Origin of the sequence: Nocardiopsis alba (assembly GCF_000710955.1) — a bacterium.
GTDB lineage: Bacteria > Actinomycetota > Actinomycetes > Streptosporangiales > Streptosporangiaceae > Nocardiopsis > Nocardiopsis alba.
Genome location: NZ_BAZE01000010.1, coordinates 233,866 through 249,441, shown reverse-complemented (window position 1 = coordinate 249,441; position 15,576 = coordinate 233,866). Strand labels below are relative to the sequence as shown.

Here is a 15,576-nt window from a genome sequence, read left to right as displayed (position 1 = left end):
TCCTTCCGGAGGTCGGGAAGCAGCCGGAATCGGCCGGAATCTCGTGTTAGTGCCACCGCCTGGACTACGCTGCGGTGACGATGGCCCCTTACAACAACGCCCCCGAGACAGGGACACGTAACGGTCGGAGTGCGGGTCGCGGCACGGGAGCCGGTGCTCTCGTCGGTGGCGCGCTGTTCGTCAGTGTCATCGCCCTGTGCGCCCTCATCCTCGCCTACCAAGGCATCTACGCGTTCGCCGTGATCGTGCACGAGGACAGCCCGCTGGCCCACGTGTTCCCGGTGACCTTCACCCTGCTGGTCCTCATGGCCTTCTGGGTGAGCTACGTGCTGCGCACGGCACCGCCACGGGAACGCCTGTGGGTCGACCTCGGCGTGATCCCCGCGCTGATGCTGGCCGCCGCCGTGCCGATGATCCTCAACAACACGGGACGCGTCGACACCATCGCCGAGAACTCGCCCGGCGCGCTCCGCGTGGTGGTGGCCGTGGCCCCGTTGGCCGCGCTGTTGGTGGCGTTCCTGCTGTGGCTCGCCGTCCGCGCCCACATCCGACGGCGGAACCGCCGCTCCCGACCCCGCCCGGTCCCCTCGGACGACCGCGCCACGGTCGTGCGCGGTACCTCCAGGCCGGAGCCCGCGAGGAAGGCCCCGCCCCTCAAGACCCGGCTGCTGGACCTGGGGCGGGAACCGGAACGGGACGAACCCGCGCCGACGGCCGCCGAGTCCGACGAGGAGAGCCGCTCGCGGATCTCGCCTCCGCCCGTGATCGAGTCCACCGAGCCCGCTCGGAAGGACGTGCCGGAGGAGCGTGAGCCGGACACGTCCGAGAGCGTCGACTCCGAGGCGCCCACCGAGCCGATCCCGGCCCCGGAGCCCGCCGAGGACGAGCGACCGGCCGAGACCGTCGCCGACACCGAGCCCCTCGCCCCGGTCCGGGTCGAGGCCCCGGTCGAGAAGACCGCTCCCGCTGAGGACGAGGAACGGGCCGGCGCACCCATGGTCCCCCTGCCCCGCCGTTCCCGCACGGGCGACAACCCGATCAAGCGGGCCGCCGAGGAGCCTCCGGTCGTGCCGGGGGCCGCCGCTCCCCCTCCGGAGCCGATCGGGAACGAGAGCGTGCCCGCGCCCCGCGCGGCGGCCGAGCCCGAACCGGAGGAACGGGTCGAGGACGACCGGGACGTCCCGGTGTTCGACGACCGTCTCGACGAGGGGTTCGCCCACGAACCCGAGGTCGGCGATCCCGTCTCGGACGAGGCCGAGGCGCCTCCGCTCGCGCCGGTGGCGGCCGAACCGGAGCCCGCCGAGTGGGAGGCCCCCGTCGCGGAGGAGGGTTCCGAGGTCGAGGAGCGTCCGGAGTCGACGGACGAGGTCGAGTCGGTCACGCCCTCGGACGCGGCCGACCCCGAGGACGACGAGCCGCTGTGGGAGCCCCCGTCCGCCGAAGGACCGGGGTCGATCCTGGCCGACTACGTCCCTCCGGTCTGGACGCCGCCCGAGGACGGCTCCTCCGCCACGGAGGACGAGGACGTCGTTCCGCCGGTCGAGCCCCTGGGGCGGGTCGAGGACCCGAACGTCCCTCTCACCCTGGATCACGACACCGGTCCCACGGTGCGCGCCGCCTTCCGCCTCGGGGCCAAGCGGCCGGAGCCGGAGGAGGACCCGGATCCGGAGCGGACCTCGGAGACATCGAGCGGGCCCGCCGAAGCCGAACCGGCGGAGCGGGCTCGGGAACCCGAGCCCGAGCGGGAAGAACCCCCCGCTCCGGAGCCGGAGCCCCGGCCCGCCCCGAGAACCGCCTCCGAGCCCGCCGTGCCGGTGCGCAAGCGACCCATGGTGCTCAAACCGCCGCGACCGCCCATGCCGGACTTCGCCTCGGGTCCCCCGTCCCGACGGGTGCGCAGTGAGCCGTTGCCGCCCGAGGACCACTGATCGCCTCTTCGGCCCCGGAGCCCGCCACAGGGCGCCGGGGCCGACGTGTGTCCGCTCCCTCCCCGCGACCCGAAGGGGGAACACCTCGTGGCCCTCGCGGCGGGCCGGCGCGACGGCGATCCCCTCGCCTCGTCCACAGCCTGTGCACGAGCACCCCGACCTCAGAGCCCCACCCCACGCGGCCAGGGGTTTCGGGCGTAGGCGGGGACTCTCAGGCCGTGGACCGGATACCGGGTCCGGACACACCGATGGGGGCCGTGCCGGGTGGGCACGGCCCCCATCGGAGACGATCGTCCGGTCAGTCCCTGGGCGCGCAGAGGGCGGTCGCGACCGCCGCGATGCCCTCGCCGCGGCCGGTGAGGCCCAGACCGTCGGTGGTGGTCGCGGAGATGCTCACGGGAGCCCCCACGACCTCGGAGAGCGTCTTCTCCGCCTCGTCACGCCGGGGCGTGAACCGGGGACGATTACTGATGATCTGCACGGCCACGTTGCCGATCTCGAAACCGGCCGCGTGCACACGCGCGACGGTCTCGGTGAGCAGGGCCGCGCCCGAGGCGCCCTTCCACCGGGGATCGGAGGTGCCGAAGTTGGTCCCGAGGTCTCCGAGGCCGCACGCGGACAGCAAAGCGTCACAGGCCGCGTGGGCCGCGACATCACCATCGGAATGGCCGCTGACACCGTCTTCTCCCGGCCATTCCAGACCGGCGAGAAAAAGTGTTCTTCCAGGAGAAAACGGGTGGACGTCCGTCCCGACGCCCACCCGAGGCATTTTCGTCATGAATTACGTGATTCCGCGAGTATCAGTTCGTCAGAACCTCGTCGAGGAGGGCTTCCGCCTTGTCCTCGTTGGTCTTTTCCGCGAGCGCGAGTTCGCTGACGAGAATCTGCCGCGCCTTGGCGAGCATCCGCTTCTCGCCGGCGGACAGACCGCGCTCCTTGTCCCGGCGCCACAGGTCGCGAACCACCTCGGCGACCTTGTTGACGTCGCCCGATGCCAGCTTCTCCAGGTTCGCCTTGTAACGCCTGGACCAGTTGGTGGGCTCTTCGGTGTGCGGCGCGCGCAGCACCTCGAAGACCTTGTCCAGGCCTTCCTGCCCCACCACGTCACGAACGCCGACCTCCTCGGCGTTCGCGGCCGGCACGCGCACCGTCAGATCGCCTTTGTCAACCCTCAGAACGAGATAGGTCTTCTCCTCGCCCTTAATGGCGCGAGTCTCGATCGCTTCAATACGAGCAGCCCCATGATGGGGGTAGACAACAGTGTCGCCGACCTTGAAAGCCATGTGACAGGTACCCCTTCCGCTACCACAAGGATACCATGAATCTGTGACTTAACGTACCTATTAGCTTTGCGAACATGCAGGTCAAGCCACACTTTTCAGGGCTTGACAAAGTGTACCCGAGGAGTCTCCGAGACCTGGTCAGAGCACTTCCGAGAGGGCCGGAACCCCCTCTGTTCAGCCGGATCGTGACGAAGCGGAGATAGTCTTCGGATAGGGTTCGCCCTCCCTCCGGACACCCTCCGCGAGGCCCCATCGCGATCTACGTCACGATTTCGGACGGGGGTGACCCTCCATTGACCCGGCCGGATCTCCCGGGCGTGTCCCACCGCGCCCCACACCCCCACCACGCCCTCGTCGATCCGCCCTCCCAGGCCGCTCCGAGAACACCGAGGGCCCCGGAACCCGAAGGTCCCAGGGCCCATCGACGCACCCGCGGTCAGGCCTCGGGTTCGTAATCTTCGCGTTTCTCTCCGGTCACCATGTAGACCAGGTTGTCGGCCACGTGCACGGCATGGTCACCGAAGCGTTCGTAGAACCGACCGACGAGGGTGACGTCCATGGTCGCCTCCACCCCGTACTCCCACTCCGGGGCGAGGATGCGCTGCAACAACTTGCGACGCAACCGGTCCATCCGGTCGTCGTCCTTGTCGAGTTCGAGGGCGGTGTCGGGGTCCTTCTCGGTGATGACCTCGCCGGCCTTGGTGACGAGCAGCTCCGCCTGGTGTCCCATCTCCAGGACGATCGAACGGACCGGCTTGGGGATGGCCGAGTCGGGGTGACGGCGCCGGGCGATCTTGGCGAGGTGGACCGCGTGGTCCCCCATCCGCTCCAGGTCACCGCGCATGTAGAGGGCCGTGATGATCGTGCGCAGGTCGGAGGCGACCGGCTGCTGTCGGGCCATCAGACTGAAGGCGGTGTCCTCGATCTCCTGGTCCAGGCGGTTGATCGCCTCGTCACCGGAGATCACCTCCTGCGCCGCCGTCAGATCGCTGTCCAGCAGGGCGGTCGTGGCACGCGCGATGGCGTGCCTGGCGAGCCTGGTCATCTCGACGAGGCGTTCGCCCAGGCTGTCGAGGTCCTCATGGTACGTATCGCGCATGTCCCCCATGTTCGCAGTGCCGATCTGAAGGATCGGCCAAGAATCGGTGAACGATGGAAGAACCTCGGTTGTGTCACATGCCCTGACCGGGTAAAGCCCCAGTCGGCACGTTTACGATCGAATCGTGCAAGGGGAACTTCTCGCCGCCGTGACCGGCATCATCGGACTCGTCCTGGGCATCGTCATCGGTGCCGCGGTCGCCGGTCCGCTCTTCCGTACGCGATCCGGACGCCTGGAGCCGAGCCCCTCCCAGGAGGGGGGCGCGCTCCCGCCCGGTATCGCCGAGGTGCTCTCAGCGCTTCCCTCCTCCGCCGTGGTCCTGGACTCCGGCGACAAGGTGTTGCGCGCCTCCTCGGCCGCGCGGGCCTTCGGGCTCGTACGCGGTGAGGAGCTGGTCATCGGCGAACTCCTCTCGCTGGCCCGCAAGGTCCGGCGGGACGGGGTCATCCGCGAGACCGACATCGAGGTGGCCGTCCGCAAGTTCGGCCCCGACGCCACGTCCTTCGCCGTAAGGGTCGCTCCACTCGGCGGGACCGGGTTGGTGCTGGTCCTGGCCGAGGACCAGACGGAGCACCGAAGGGTCGAGGCGGTCCGCCGCGACTTCGTGGCCAACATCTCACACGAGTTGAAGACCCCCGTGGGGGCGTTGTCCCTGCTCGCGGAGACCGTGCAGGACGCCAGCGACGACCCGGAGGCGGTCCGTCGGTTCACCGCGCGCATGCAGACCGAGGCCACCCGGTTGACCGCGGTCATCCAGGACCTCATCACGCTCTCCCGCATCCAGGGCGCCGAGCCCATCGCGGAACCGGCGCCCGTGGACCTGGAGGCGGTCGTCGAAGAGGCGATCGACGCGGTGCGCATGCCGGCCGACGCCAAGGGGATCGAACTGGTGGGCAGCGGCGCCGAGGGGCTGACCGTGCTCGGCGACGAGGCGATGCTGGGCACCGCCCTGCGCAACCTCATCACCAACGCCGTCGCCTACAGTCCGAAGAACACCCGTGTGGCGGTGTCCGTGGGCACCTCCCGGTCGAGCATCGACATCAGCGTCGCCGACCAGGGCATCGGCATCCCCCAGCAGGACCTGGAAAGGATCTTCGAGCGGTTCTACCGTGTGGACGCCGCTCGAAGCCGGGCCACCGGTGGTACCGGGCTGGGCCTGGCGATCGTCAAGCACATCATGACCCACCACCGTGGAGAAGTGACCGTGTGGAGCAAGGAGGGGTCGGGGTCGACGTTCACTCTACGTCTGCCCAGACCCGAGAGCCGGGAGATCGACGTGTCCCGGAACGACAACCACCAGGAGACGGCACAGTGACGCGCGTACTCGTAGTAGAGGACGAGGAGTCCTACAGCGACGCCCTGTCGTACATGCTGCGCAAGGAGGGTTTCGAGGTCGCGGTGGCTCCCACCGGCACCGTGGCCCTGGAGACCTTCGACCGGACCGGGGCCGACCTGGTACTGCTCGACCTCATGCTGCCGGGGCTCTCCGGCACGGAGGTCTGCCGGACCCTCCGGCAGAAGTCCAACGTCCCCGTCATCATGCTCACCGCCAAGGACTCCGAGATCGACAAGGTCGTCGGTCTGGAGCTGGGCGCCGACGACTACGTGACCAAGCCGTTCTCCTCCCGCGAGCTCGTGGCGCGCATCCGCGCGGTGCTGCGTCGTCGGGGCGAGGACGACGTCGTCCTTCCCGCCGCCCTGGAGGCCGGCCCCGTCCGTATGGACGTGGAGCGGCACGTGGTGACGGTGCGCGGCGACAACGTACAGCTCCCGCTGAAGGAGTTCGAACTGCTGGAGGTGCTCCTCCGCAACGCGGGCCGGGTGCTCACCCGTATGCAGCTCATCGACCGCGTGTGGGGCGCCGACTACGTCGGGGACACCAAGACCCTCGACGTGCACGTCAAGCGCCTGCGCGCCAAGATCGAGGAGGACCCGAGCCACCCGCGCTACATCGTGACGGTGCGCGGCCTGGGGTACAAGTTCGAGCCGGTCACCGTCGAAGCGGAGTGACCCCCGGCCCGGGGCCCTCGGGTCTCCCGTGCCGCCGTCTCCCCGTTCTTCCTCTCTTTCCGACCCGATCCCGGACGGTGGCACCACCGTCCGGGATCTCTCATGTCCACTCTTCTAGGCGTACCGTTCCACGGCGCGGGCCAGGACCTCGCAGGCCCGGCGCAGACCCGTGTAGGAGGCCGTCCCGTAGCCGATGACCAGCCCGTGCACGCTCGGCTCCGCGTGGCTGGAGCGGGAGGTGTCCTCCACCAGGACCCCCTCACGCGCGGCGGCGGCGACCACCGGCGCCACGGCCTCCTCCGGCAACGGCAGCAGGACGTGCAGACCCGCGGTGTCGCCGACCGGCCGGGGGCCCAGGTGTTCCACCAGCAGGGCTCTGCGGCGGGCGTACTCGCGTCTCATCCGCCGCAGGTGTCGGTCCAGGTCCCCACGTTCCAGCAGGAACGCCGTGGCGACCTGCACGGGCCCGCTGGTGCGGTCGGACAGCTCCGCCCGGGTCCGGGCCAGCCGGTCGGCCAGATCGGGTTCGGCGACGATCCAGCCGATGCCCAGGTCCGGGTCGAGGGTCTTGGACAAGGTGCCGAGAAGGACCACCCGTGCCGGATCGAGCCCGTACAGGGCGGGTAGAGGGGCGACGTCGTAACGGAACTCGGCGTCGTAGTCGTCCTCCACCACCAGCGCCCCGGTGCGCTCGGCCCAGTTCAGAAGGCGTTCGCGACGGGGAACCGGTAGTCGACCGCCGAGCGGGTACTGATGAGCGGGCGTGGTGTAGACGAGACCGAGATCGTCGGGGAGCTCCTCGGGGCGGATACCGTCACCGTCGACCGGGCAGGGGACGACGTGGTCCCCACGGGCGGCCAGGATGGAACGGGCCCGCCCGTAGCCGGGCTCCTCCACCCCCGCGCGGACACCGGGTCCCAGAAGCGCCGCGACCAGGTCGAGGCCGTTGCCGGTACCCCGGGTGACCAAGATGTTCTCCGGTCCGATGTGGATCCCTCGGGACCGTCGCAGGTGTTCGGCCAGGAGTTCGCGCAGTCGTGGCAGACCACGGGGATCAGGGTCGTCGGAAGGGACCTGTTCGGCCGCGTGGCGCCAGGCCCGGCGCAGGGCGGCGCGATCGTGGTCGTGGACCCAGGGGGCACCGGCGCGCAGGTCCACCAGACCCTCGCTCCGGGCCTGTTCACGAGAGATCCGTCCGCGGACCTCCGCGTTCGACGGGGCCGCCCGCTCCCGACGTTCGAGGTCGCGCCGGTGCCGCGCGCTCGAGAGCTCCCGTTCGGCCACGAAGGTGCCCGAGCCGTGCCGCCCTTCCAGCCAACCCTCCGCGTAGAGCTGCTGGTAGGCGTCGGTGACGACCGTACGGCTCACCCCGAGACGCGCGGCCAGTGCTCGGCTGGAGGGAAGACGTTCCCCCGGCCGCAACGCCTCGGAGACCATGGCCTCGCGCAGTCCCGACGCCAGTTGGGCGGTGAGCGGCTCGGCGGCCGACCGGTCCAGCCGGAGCACGGGGTCGACATCGGGACGGGACAAAGTGGTCCTCCGTTCCGGGTGGAAAGTGGCCATGGTCGGCACGTCCACTTCTTTCTACTTTGGAGCCATGCTCTCCGCCACCGAACGCACGCGTCTTCGGCGTGCCAAGCACAAGGCCCGGACCGACCGCACCGAACTGTACGACCTGCTCGACGAGGGTCTGATCTGCCATCTGGGTGTCGTCGTGGACGGCTCGCCCCGAGTGATCCCCACCGGATACGGACGTATCGACGACACCCTCTACCTGCACGGTTCGACCGGGGCCCGCTCTCTTCGAGAGGAGGGGGAGGTGTGCGTCACGGTGACCCTCCTGGACGGGATCGTGCTGGCCAGGTCGGCCTTCCACCACTCGATGAACCACCGCTCCGCGATGATCTTCGGAACACCGCGCGTGGTCACCGACCCCGAGGAGCACGAGGCCGCGCTACGCGCGATCACCGAACACCTCGCCCCCGGACAGTGGGACACGGTGCGTCTTCCCGACGCCAAGGAGACGGCCGCGACCCGGGTGCTGGCGCTGTCCCTGGAGGAGGCCTCGGTGAAGGTGCGCACGGGCCCGCCCGGCGACGACCCGGAGGACCACGCCCTCCCGATCTGGGCCGGTGTGCTCCCGACACGTATGGTCTTCGACCCGCCGATCACCGACCCCGACCTGGCCCACGACCTGCCCGTTCCCGAGCACGTGGCGGCGCGCGTCACCCTTGGGTACCGGACGGTCTGACACGGGGCCCTCGCCCCGGTTCAGACCTCCAGGAGGACGGTGAAGGGCCCCTCGTTGGTCAGGCCGACGGACATCCGCGCCCCGAACACACCTGTGGCCACCTCCGCCCCCAGGTCGCGCAGTTCCTTGACGACGGCGTCGACGAGGGGCTCGGCGACCGGTCCGGGGGCAGCCGCCTGCCAGGTGGGGCGGCGGCCCTTCCGGGCGTCCCCGTAGAGGGTGAACTGGCTGACCACCAGGATCGGGGCCCCGATGTCGGAGCAGGACCGCTCCTCTTCCAGGATCCGCAGCGTCCAGAGCTTGCGGGCGATCTTGGCGGCCTCGGCCTCGGTGTCGGTGTGGGTGGCCCCCACCAGGGCCATGAGGCCCGGACGGGTGATCTCCCCGACCACCTCGCCGTCCACCGTCACCGACGCGTGCGACACCCGCTGCACGACCGCGCGCATGGGCTCCCCCGTTCCTCTCGGATCCTCTCGTCCCGGCCGGGACGTTCCTATCTCGATCGTTGCAGCTGGTTGAGCAGGCGAGCGCGGCGGGTGTTGGTGATGACACCGCTGAGGGTGACCACGAAGGTGGTGATGGAGTCGGCGAAGTCCTCTATCCGCCACTCGCGCGGGCCGGTGTACCAGGCCAGGCCGTCACCGGTGAGCTCCTCCGGGGTCAGGTCGGAGATGGCCGCCGAGGCCAGGATGTCGGCCCAGCGCTCCACGTCGTCGAAGATCACCGCGTAGGGCAGGCAGCGCGAGTAGAGCTCCACCCGCTGTCCGGGCGGGGCCTCCTGGGCCCGGGGGCTCAACAGGTAGTCGCGAAAGCCCATGGTGTGGGCGTAGACCGAACTGCCCAGCCTGGTCTTGGCCGGCATGTACTGGGCGCCGGCCGTGATCGCGGCCCCCGCGATGATGACGGCGAGGCCGGTGAAGGCCGCGCCGGTGAACGCGGCCAGCAGCCCGGTCAGGACGACCCCGACCGCGGTGGTGGCCATGCCCGCGGTGGTCCACACGCTCCGGACCCGACTCGGCGAACGGGAGAACCAGCGGAGCCGGACCATGTCCTGGTACAGCTCCTCGCGTACCCGATCGATCCGCTCGGGCAGGTTACGGGAGTAGCGGGGGGAGGCCAGCTCGGACAACCGAACGGAGCGTTCCTCTCCGAAGAACGCGTCGAGCAGAAGCCGTTCGGAGGCCAGCAGGGTGTCGCCCGGCGGGCCTCCCAGACGGACCAGTCGCCAGTCCACCGAGGTGAAGTGCTCGTGCGGAAGCTCCTCCAGGCGGATGTAGCCGCGCACCGCCAGATCCAGGACCGAGGCGGTGAGGTCGGCGATGTCCACACGCTCGTCGATCAGCGTGCCGATCTGGCCGGGGTGGACGTCGTCGGGTGCGTGGAAGCGGAGTCGGCCGTGCTCGCCGGGTTCGAGCGGGGCGTGATCGCCCTGAGCGGCCTCACGTCGCAGGGCCCGCTCGTCACGGCCGCGCAGACGGATGAGCGCGACGAGGCCGCCCACCAGGACCACCAGCAACAGGCCGAACACACTCGCGGTGGCCGGTGTGACCTCGAAGGCGGAGGCCAACGACCAGCGGCGGTCCAGGAGGGGCTCGCCCTCCGCCGTACCGGGCGGATAGTTGACGACGATGTCGAGGCGGTCGCTGGGGTCCATGTCGGTCTGGAGGAAGTGCGCGACGACCGCCTCCCCGCCCATGTCGGAGGCGGTGCAGTACATCGAGCTGCGCGGCTCCCCGGCCAGGCACGACAGAGCTTCGGGCGGCATGGGGGCGGTGACGGTCACGTCGGTGGTGCGGACGGTGTGACTGTAGGCGCCCACCGCCCGCCACTCCAATTGGACGCCCTGAACGACCTCCCCGACCGCCCCGCGCACCTTGTAGGAGAGCCGTACGCCCCGGGTCCCCTCGGTCGGGATACGGACCAGCAGGGCGCCGTCGACCTCCTCGGTCTCGATGTCCAGAGTGGCGCCGTCGGCGTCGACCGCCGAGACACCGTCGATCTCGAACCGGCGGTCGTGGTCGGTGTCGTAGATCATGGTGGAGGTGAGCGCCCGGGTGAAGGTCTCGGGGGCCTCCCCCTCGAAACGGATCGCCTCCTCCCCCGCGAGGACACCGTGCCGGTCCAGTTCGAGGTCGATCTCGTTGGTGATCACCGGGGCCGAGGCGTCACGGGCGGCGATGATCCCGGGGGCGCGCCCCGGTACTGTGGTCTCCGGTGCGGACGCCGTCGCCGCGTGGACCCTTTCCTCCGACCACGCCACGGTGACCGCCGTGACCAGCGAGGAGAACACGAGCAGGGCCGTCGCCCAAGCAACGGCCGGGCGCCAGGAGCCGACCCACCACATGACGCGAGAGCCTATCCGGTCCTCCCCCGGACCCCGTCCGCAGGGCGCCGCCCCACGTGGCGTCGCGTACCGGCGCGCCGATCCGACGTCACCCTCCACCGTCCCCACCGGACCCCTCCGTCCCGTCTTCGCTCGTCCATCGTGCCGAACGCTCCCGACCCTCTCCCTACACGCGGGTGTGACCCCGTGCTGAGGGAGAGACGCCCGGAGGCCGACCTCGACCCCTGGGCCGAGCGCCACGGCCTCCTCCAGCGCATGGGGCTCGGTGTGTCCCTGTCCCTCGGCACCGGGCTGGCCGCGATCGGATTCACCGGGTTCCTGGCGATCTCGGCGATGTTACCGGCGGCCGCTCCGGCCTGGGGCGACCCGGTCGGGACCGACCCCACCGAACTACTCTCGGAGGAGGCCTCGCACGCCCCTTCGGAGGGCGGGGACGCTCCGATCGACGACCCCCTCGGCCAGAACCCGCTGTACGTGGCGGACGAACTGGGCGAGGTGACCTGCTCCCCTCCCCCGCTGGACAAAGAGGATCCTCGTTCGGTGGAGGCGTTCGTCCACTCGATCGCCGACTGTCTGGACACGGCCTGGGGAGACTACTTCACCGACGCCGGACTGCCGTTCTCCTCTCCCAACCGGGTGTACTGGTACGCGGAGGGGCACAGCCCGTGCGGCCCCTTCCCCAGCGAGGGCACGGCGGCCTTCTACTGCCAGGCCAACCAGGGGCTGTACCTGGGGGTCAAGGACATCGTGGCCGCCTCCGGCGGGAGCGACGCCCCCGAGGCGTACACGTTCCTCCTCAGCCACGAGTACGGCCATCACGTGCAGGGGCAGTCACGGATGCTCGCCGAGTTCCACTCCCTGCGGGCCGGCGCCGACGACGAGACCGCCGACGAACTGACCCGCCGCAACGAACTCCAGGCCAACTGCCTGGGAGGCGTGTTCGTGGGCGCGGCCGAGGACTCCCTCGGCTACGGGCCCTCCGAACGGGAGAACATCCTCGACGACGTGGCGCGCCGTTCCGACCACGCGGGCACGAGCACCCACGGATCCGTCGAGAACGGGCGCCTGTGGACCGAACACGGCCTGGACCGCAGGAGCCCGGCCTCCTGCAACACCTGGGAGGCCCGCGAGGAGTTGGTGCGGTGAGCGGGCCCCTCGTCCCGGACACGCCCGACGGGGTCTCACGGCTGGAACACGCGCGCCGGACCCACCGGGCCCACCGTCGGGTGCTCGGCGCCGTCTGCGGCCTTCTCGTGGCCCTGCTGGCGCTGTCGCTGCTGGCGTGGAGCACGGCCCGGGAGGAGGGACCCGCCTCGGAGACGGTCGCCGAAGCCTCGGGGAACGGGGACGACTCCCCCGGCCCCGACGGCGCGGTCCTGGACGCCCCGACCGGCCGCTCGGGGCCCTACGCTCCGGAGGTCCCGGACCGCCCCGTGGGGGAGACGGCCCTGGTCGCCAACCCGCTGTACGACACCGGACGGTTGAGTCCGTTGCCGTGCCCGGTACCGGAACTGGACGTGGACGTGCCCGGCTCGATGGAGCACTTCCTGCACATGGTCGCCGACTGTCTGGACGACGCCTGGCAGACCCAGTTCGAGCGGGCGGGCATCCCCTTCGACCCGCCGAACCGGGTGTTCTGGACCGACCCCGGGGAGAGCCCGTGCCGCTCCTACCCCTCCGCCGCCGGCGCCTTCTACTGTCGTGCCAGTGGCGCCATCTACATCGGTACCGAGGACGTGGTGGACAAGTGGAACGGCTCGGAGGACAGCGTGGTGTACGCGTCCCTGCTGGCCCACGAGTACGGGCACCACGTCCAGGGCGAGTCCGGGCTGCTGGAGTACTACCACGATCAGCGGCGGCTGGAGGAGACCGACATCGGGCGCAACGCCTGGACCCGTCGCAGCGAACTTCAGGCCAACTGCCTGGCCGGCGCCTTCCTGGGCTCGGTCAGGGTGAGCTACCCGCTCTCCGACGACGACCTGGAGACCCTGCTGGACGACGCCGCCGCGACCGCCGACCGTGAGGAGGGGGCCGAGGAGGAGCGTACGCACGGTTCCATCGAGAACAGCGTGACGTGGACCCGCGAGGGCTGGGAGGGCCAGTCGCCGGGGTCGTGCAACACCTGGGATCTGGAGGACGACTCGCTCGTCGATTGAACGAGGTGACGAATCCGCCGTCCACAGGCGGGATCGCCCTCTGTACCGGCGGCGACGGTGCGTGGCACCATGGTGACATGACGGATACAGCCGACCCCCTCGGCTCGCACGAGCCCGTCCCCTCCTCCCCGACCCCCCGTCCCTCCCCCACCCCACCGGCCGATCCCCCCTCCGCGGCCCGTACGCCCAACGGGGTGGAGTTGCGCGTACACGGGGTGAGCGGCGGCCACGCCGAGGAGCTGCTGGACGTGGAGCCCGCCATGCGCGTGGGCGGCGATCGGCTGGCCGGGTTCTTCCGCTGGCGTCGAGAACCGGACACCGAGACCGTCCCCGGTGTGCGCCGAGAGATCTTCGCCTGGGGCAACCTCACCTCCGGCAGCGCCTCCCGGGCCTTCTGGCTCCTGCTGCTGCCCTTCATGATGATCAACGTGGCGTACTGGATGCGCCCGGGACACATGGACGGCAAGCGCACCGGGGTGCCCAGAGCGGCCGGGATCGCCTACGGGGCCGGGGTCCGTCTCTCGGCCCTCTCCCTGACCATGCTCATCACCCTGGCCGCCGCCGGTGTCGGAATGGACCTGATCGCCTGGCAGTGCGGCGGTCAGGGACGGGAATGCGCGAGGGCCCTGCCCTGGGCGTCCTTCCTCGTCGCCCCCGGCTCGCCCCTGTCCACCCCGGGATGGTCCCTGCTGGTCGGCGCCGTGCTGCCGATCGCGGTCGTGGGCGTCCTGTGGCGACTGTCGCGCCGGACGGCCGCCGACTACGAGGTGGTGACCGGTCCGGTCCGCTCCGACCACAGCGACGACGCCCCGCTCAGCCACCCCGACTTCTGGCGCAACAGCGAGATCATGGCGAGGCTCCGTTCGGCGCACATCGCGATCGCGGTCGGGACGGTCGCCGCCTTGCTGCTTCTGCCGCCCCTACTGCACGATCTGGCCGGTCGAGACGCCCCGGGGGCGACCGGGACCGGGCCGTGGGCGGTGGGAACGGCCCTGGCCATCCTGTTGGGCGTCGTCACCGCGGCGAGCACCGCGAGCGTGCTGATCCCCGGCCGGGACCCGAGATGGAACGTACGCGCCGACCGGCTCTGCCGGGCCCTGCGCGACCTCGCCCTGGCGCTGACCGTCCTCGTGGCCGTGTACACGGTCTGGCCTCGGCCCGGATGGACCGCCGAGGGCAGGCTGCCCGGCGGCGGCACCATGCTCAACACCCTCTTCGCCGTCCAAGGGGCCCTGGTCCTGCTCCTGGTCGTGGCGGCCCTGGTGCTGTTCGCGACGGACCGACCGCACTCGGGCACCGCCATGCGCGGTCTGGCCGGGCCGTCCACGGCCGCCCTGGGCATCCTCTTGGGCGGTGGCTTCTCGGCCGCCCTGGTCTACCAGGGGGCCCGGTGGCTGAGCGGCTGCGGCACGATCGACGCCGCGGAGGCCGGTTGCGTGACCCTGTCACCGCCCACCGCCTACTCCTGGCTCCAGTTGGCGTTCTCCTTCGAGGCCCTCATCGTGCCCCTCGTCGTCCTGGTCCTGGCCCTGAAACTGCGCGCCATGGCACGGGCACGGCTGCCGGAGGTCGCCGCGCTGTACTCGCGTCCGATCGAGGACCGACGGACCCGGGAGATCGCCCGGGCCCGCGCGATGGGCCGGATGACCGAGACCGTGCCCTGGATCCTGGCGACACTGCTGCTGCCGGTGGTACCACTGGTCGGGCTGGCCCTGTACTCGATCCTCACCGGGACCCTCGTGGCCGGCCCCGTCGACGCTCCGGCCGCGGTCGCGGGCCGGGTGCAGGGGGTCGCGCAGAGCGTCGTCGACGCCATGGTGGCCGTGGGATCGCTCATCGGCGGGGCCGCCCTGGTCGCCCTGGTGTGGATCGGCCGCAGCGCCTATCGGGACCGGCCGACCCGACAGGCGGTGGGCGCGCTGTGGGACGTGGGCACCTTCTGGCCCCGGGCCGCGCACCCCTTGGCCCCGCCCTCCTACGCCGAGCGCGCCGTTCCTCAGCTCACCGCCAGGGTGCGCAGGATGGCCGGGGAGAACACCGGGGTGGTGCTCTCCGGGCACTCCCAGGGTTCGGTGCTGGCCGCGGCCACGGTGTGGCAGTTGCCCGACGAATGCCGCGGGCGGGTCTCACTGCTCACGCACGGCTCTCCCCTGGACCGTCTGTACGCCCGCTACTTCCCGGCCTACTTCGGCCCGGCGGCCTTCGCCGACCTCTCGGGGAGGGTCTCGGCCTGGCGCAACCTGTGGCGGGTCACCGACGCCATCGCCGGCCCCGTGCGTCGCCGAGGTCCGAGTGGCACGGAGACGGTCGCCACGGCCGAGCCGCTCCCGGACCCGCGCTCCTACGACGCCCCTCCGGGCGAGGCGCGCAGACCGGAGATCCTGGGCCACTCGTACTACACCGGCGACCCGGCCTACGCCGAGGCGTTGTGGCGGGTACTGCCGAAGGAACGTTCCGAGGAGGAGAGCACGGGGGTCGAGAGGCCGCCCCGCCAAGGGCCGTAGG

At 70.9% G+C, this 15,576-nt stretch carries 13 protein-coding genes; 7 read left to right on the top strand and 6 right to left on the bottom strand.

Going from position 1 to position 15,576, the window contains the following annotated elements:
- Nucleotides 1-80: 80 nt before the first annotated feature.
- Nucleotides 81-1,928 (top strand): DUF2637 domain-containing protein, encoded by a 1,848-nt coding sequence (locus tag TR33_RS18880; RefSeq protein WP_042284518.1) that lies wholly within the window; start codon nucleotides 81-83, stop codon nucleotides 1,926-1,928.
- A gap of 298 nt (nucleotides 1,929-2,226) precedes the next feature.
- On the opposite strand, the gene ispF is transcribed toward TR33_RS18880, so the two are convergent.
- The 3 genes from ispF to phoU all read right to left on the bottom strand — a co-directional run bounded on the left by ispF (nucleotide 2,227) and on the right by phoU (nucleotide 4,310).
- On the bottom strand, nucleotides 2,227-2,697 hold the full coding sequence (gene ispF, locus TR33_RS18875) for a 2-C-methyl-D-erythritol 2,4-cyclodiphosphate synthase (RefSeq protein ID WP_187294578.1): 471 nt from the start codon (nucleotides 2,695-2,697) through the stop codon (nucleotides 2,227-2,229).
- Nucleotides 2,698-2,728: 31 nt separating this feature from the next.
- Complete coding sequence (locus TR33_RS18870) at nucleotides 2,729-3,211, bottom strand: CarD family transcriptional regulator (RefSeq protein WP_014910398.1); 483 nt, start codon at nucleotides 3,209-3,211, stop codon at nucleotides 2,729-2,731.
- A gap of 436 nt (nucleotides 3,212-3,647) precedes the next feature.
- On the bottom strand, nucleotides 3,648-4,310 hold the full coding sequence (gene phoU / locus TR33_RS18865) for a phosphate signaling complex protein PhoU (RefSeq protein WP_014912175.1): 663 nt from the start codon (nucleotides 4,308-4,310) through the stop codon (nucleotides 3,648-3,650).
- Nucleotides 4,311-4,434: 124 nt separating this feature from the next.
- On the opposite strand from phoU, the gene TR33_RS18860 reads away from it, so the two are divergent.
- The gene (locus TR33_RS18860) at nucleotides 4,435-5,625 is read left to right on the top strand and encodes a sensor histidine kinase (RefSeq protein ID WP_014908148.1); all 1,191 of its coding nucleotides are present in this window, start codon (nucleotides 4,435-4,437) and stop codon (nucleotides 5,623-5,625) included.
- Nucleotides 5,622-6,320: a response regulator gene (locus TR33_RS18855; RefSeq protein ID WP_014912466.1), complete on the top strand. Its 699-nt coding sequence runs from the start codon at nucleotides 5,622-5,624 to the stop codon at nucleotides 6,318-6,320. The genes TR33_RS18860 and TR33_RS18855 overlap by 4 nt, the downstream gene beginning before the upstream one ends.
- Nucleotides 6,321-6,434: 114 nt before the next feature.
- Here TR33_RS18855 and pdxR read toward each other — a convergent pair whose 3' ends face one another.
- Entirely contained in the window at nucleotides 6,435-7,883 is a 1,449-nt protein-coding gene (gene pdxR / locus TR33_RS18850) for a MocR-like pyridoxine biosynthesis transcription factor PdxR (RefSeq protein ID WP_042284516.1), read from the bottom strand.
- 34 nt (nucleotides 7,884-7,917) lie between these two features.
- Between pdxR and TR33_RS18845 the strand changes: the two genes are divergently transcribed.
- Nucleotides 7,918-8,571 carry a pyridoxamine 5'-phosphate oxidase family protein gene (locus tag TR33_RS18845; protein WP_042284485.1) on the top strand — a complete coding sequence of 218 codons (654 nt, stop codon included), beginning with the start codon at nucleotides 7,918-7,920 and terminating at the stop codon, nucleotides 8,569-8,571.
- 20 nt (nucleotides 8,572-8,591) lie between these two features.
- On the opposite strand, the gene dtd is transcribed toward TR33_RS18845, so the two are convergent.
- Both dtd and TR33_RS18835 read right to left on the bottom strand, forming a co-directional pair.
- The gene (gene dtd / locus TR33_RS18840) at nucleotides 8,592-9,017 is read right to left on the bottom strand and encodes a D-aminoacyl-tRNA deacylase (RefSeq protein WP_042284483.1); all 426 of its coding nucleotides are present in this window, start codon (nucleotides 9,015-9,017) and stop codon (nucleotides 8,592-8,594) included.
- A 47-nt stretch (nucleotides 9,018-9,064) separates the two neighbouring features.
- Nucleotides 9,065-10,915 carry a DUF2207 family protein gene (locus TR33_RS18835; RefSeq protein ID WP_017533141.1) on the bottom strand — a complete coding sequence of 617 codons (1,851 nt, stop codon included), beginning with the start codon at nucleotides 10,913-10,915 and terminating at the stop codon, nucleotides 9,065-9,067.
- A 186-nt stretch (nucleotides 10,916-11,101) separates the two neighbouring features.
- Between TR33_RS18835 and TR33_RS18830 the strand changes: the two genes are divergently transcribed.
- The 3 genes from TR33_RS18830 to TR33_RS18820 all read left to right on the top strand — a co-directional run bounded on the left by TR33_RS18830 (nucleotide 11,102) and on the right by TR33_RS18820 (nucleotide 15,575).
- Nucleotides 11,102-12,061, top strand: a complete 960-nt coding sequence (locus tag TR33_RS18830; protein WP_014912414.1) for a neutral zinc metallopeptidase — start codon at nucleotides 11,102-11,104, stop codon at nucleotides 12,059-12,061.
- Complete coding sequence (locus TR33_RS18825) at nucleotides 12,058-13,071, top strand: neutral zinc metallopeptidase (protein ID WP_042284479.1); 1,014 nt, start codon at nucleotides 12,058-12,060, stop codon at nucleotides 13,069-13,071. The genes TR33_RS18830 and TR33_RS18825 overlap by 4 nt, the downstream gene beginning before the upstream one ends.
- A gap of 77 nt (nucleotides 13,072-13,148) precedes the next feature.
- Complete coding sequence (locus TR33_RS18820; protein ID WP_042284477.1) at nucleotides 13,149-15,575, top strand: hypothetical protein; 2,427 nt, start codon at nucleotides 13,149-13,151, stop codon at nucleotides 15,573-15,575.
- The last annotated feature ends 1 nt before the right edge of the window (nucleotide 15,576 follow it).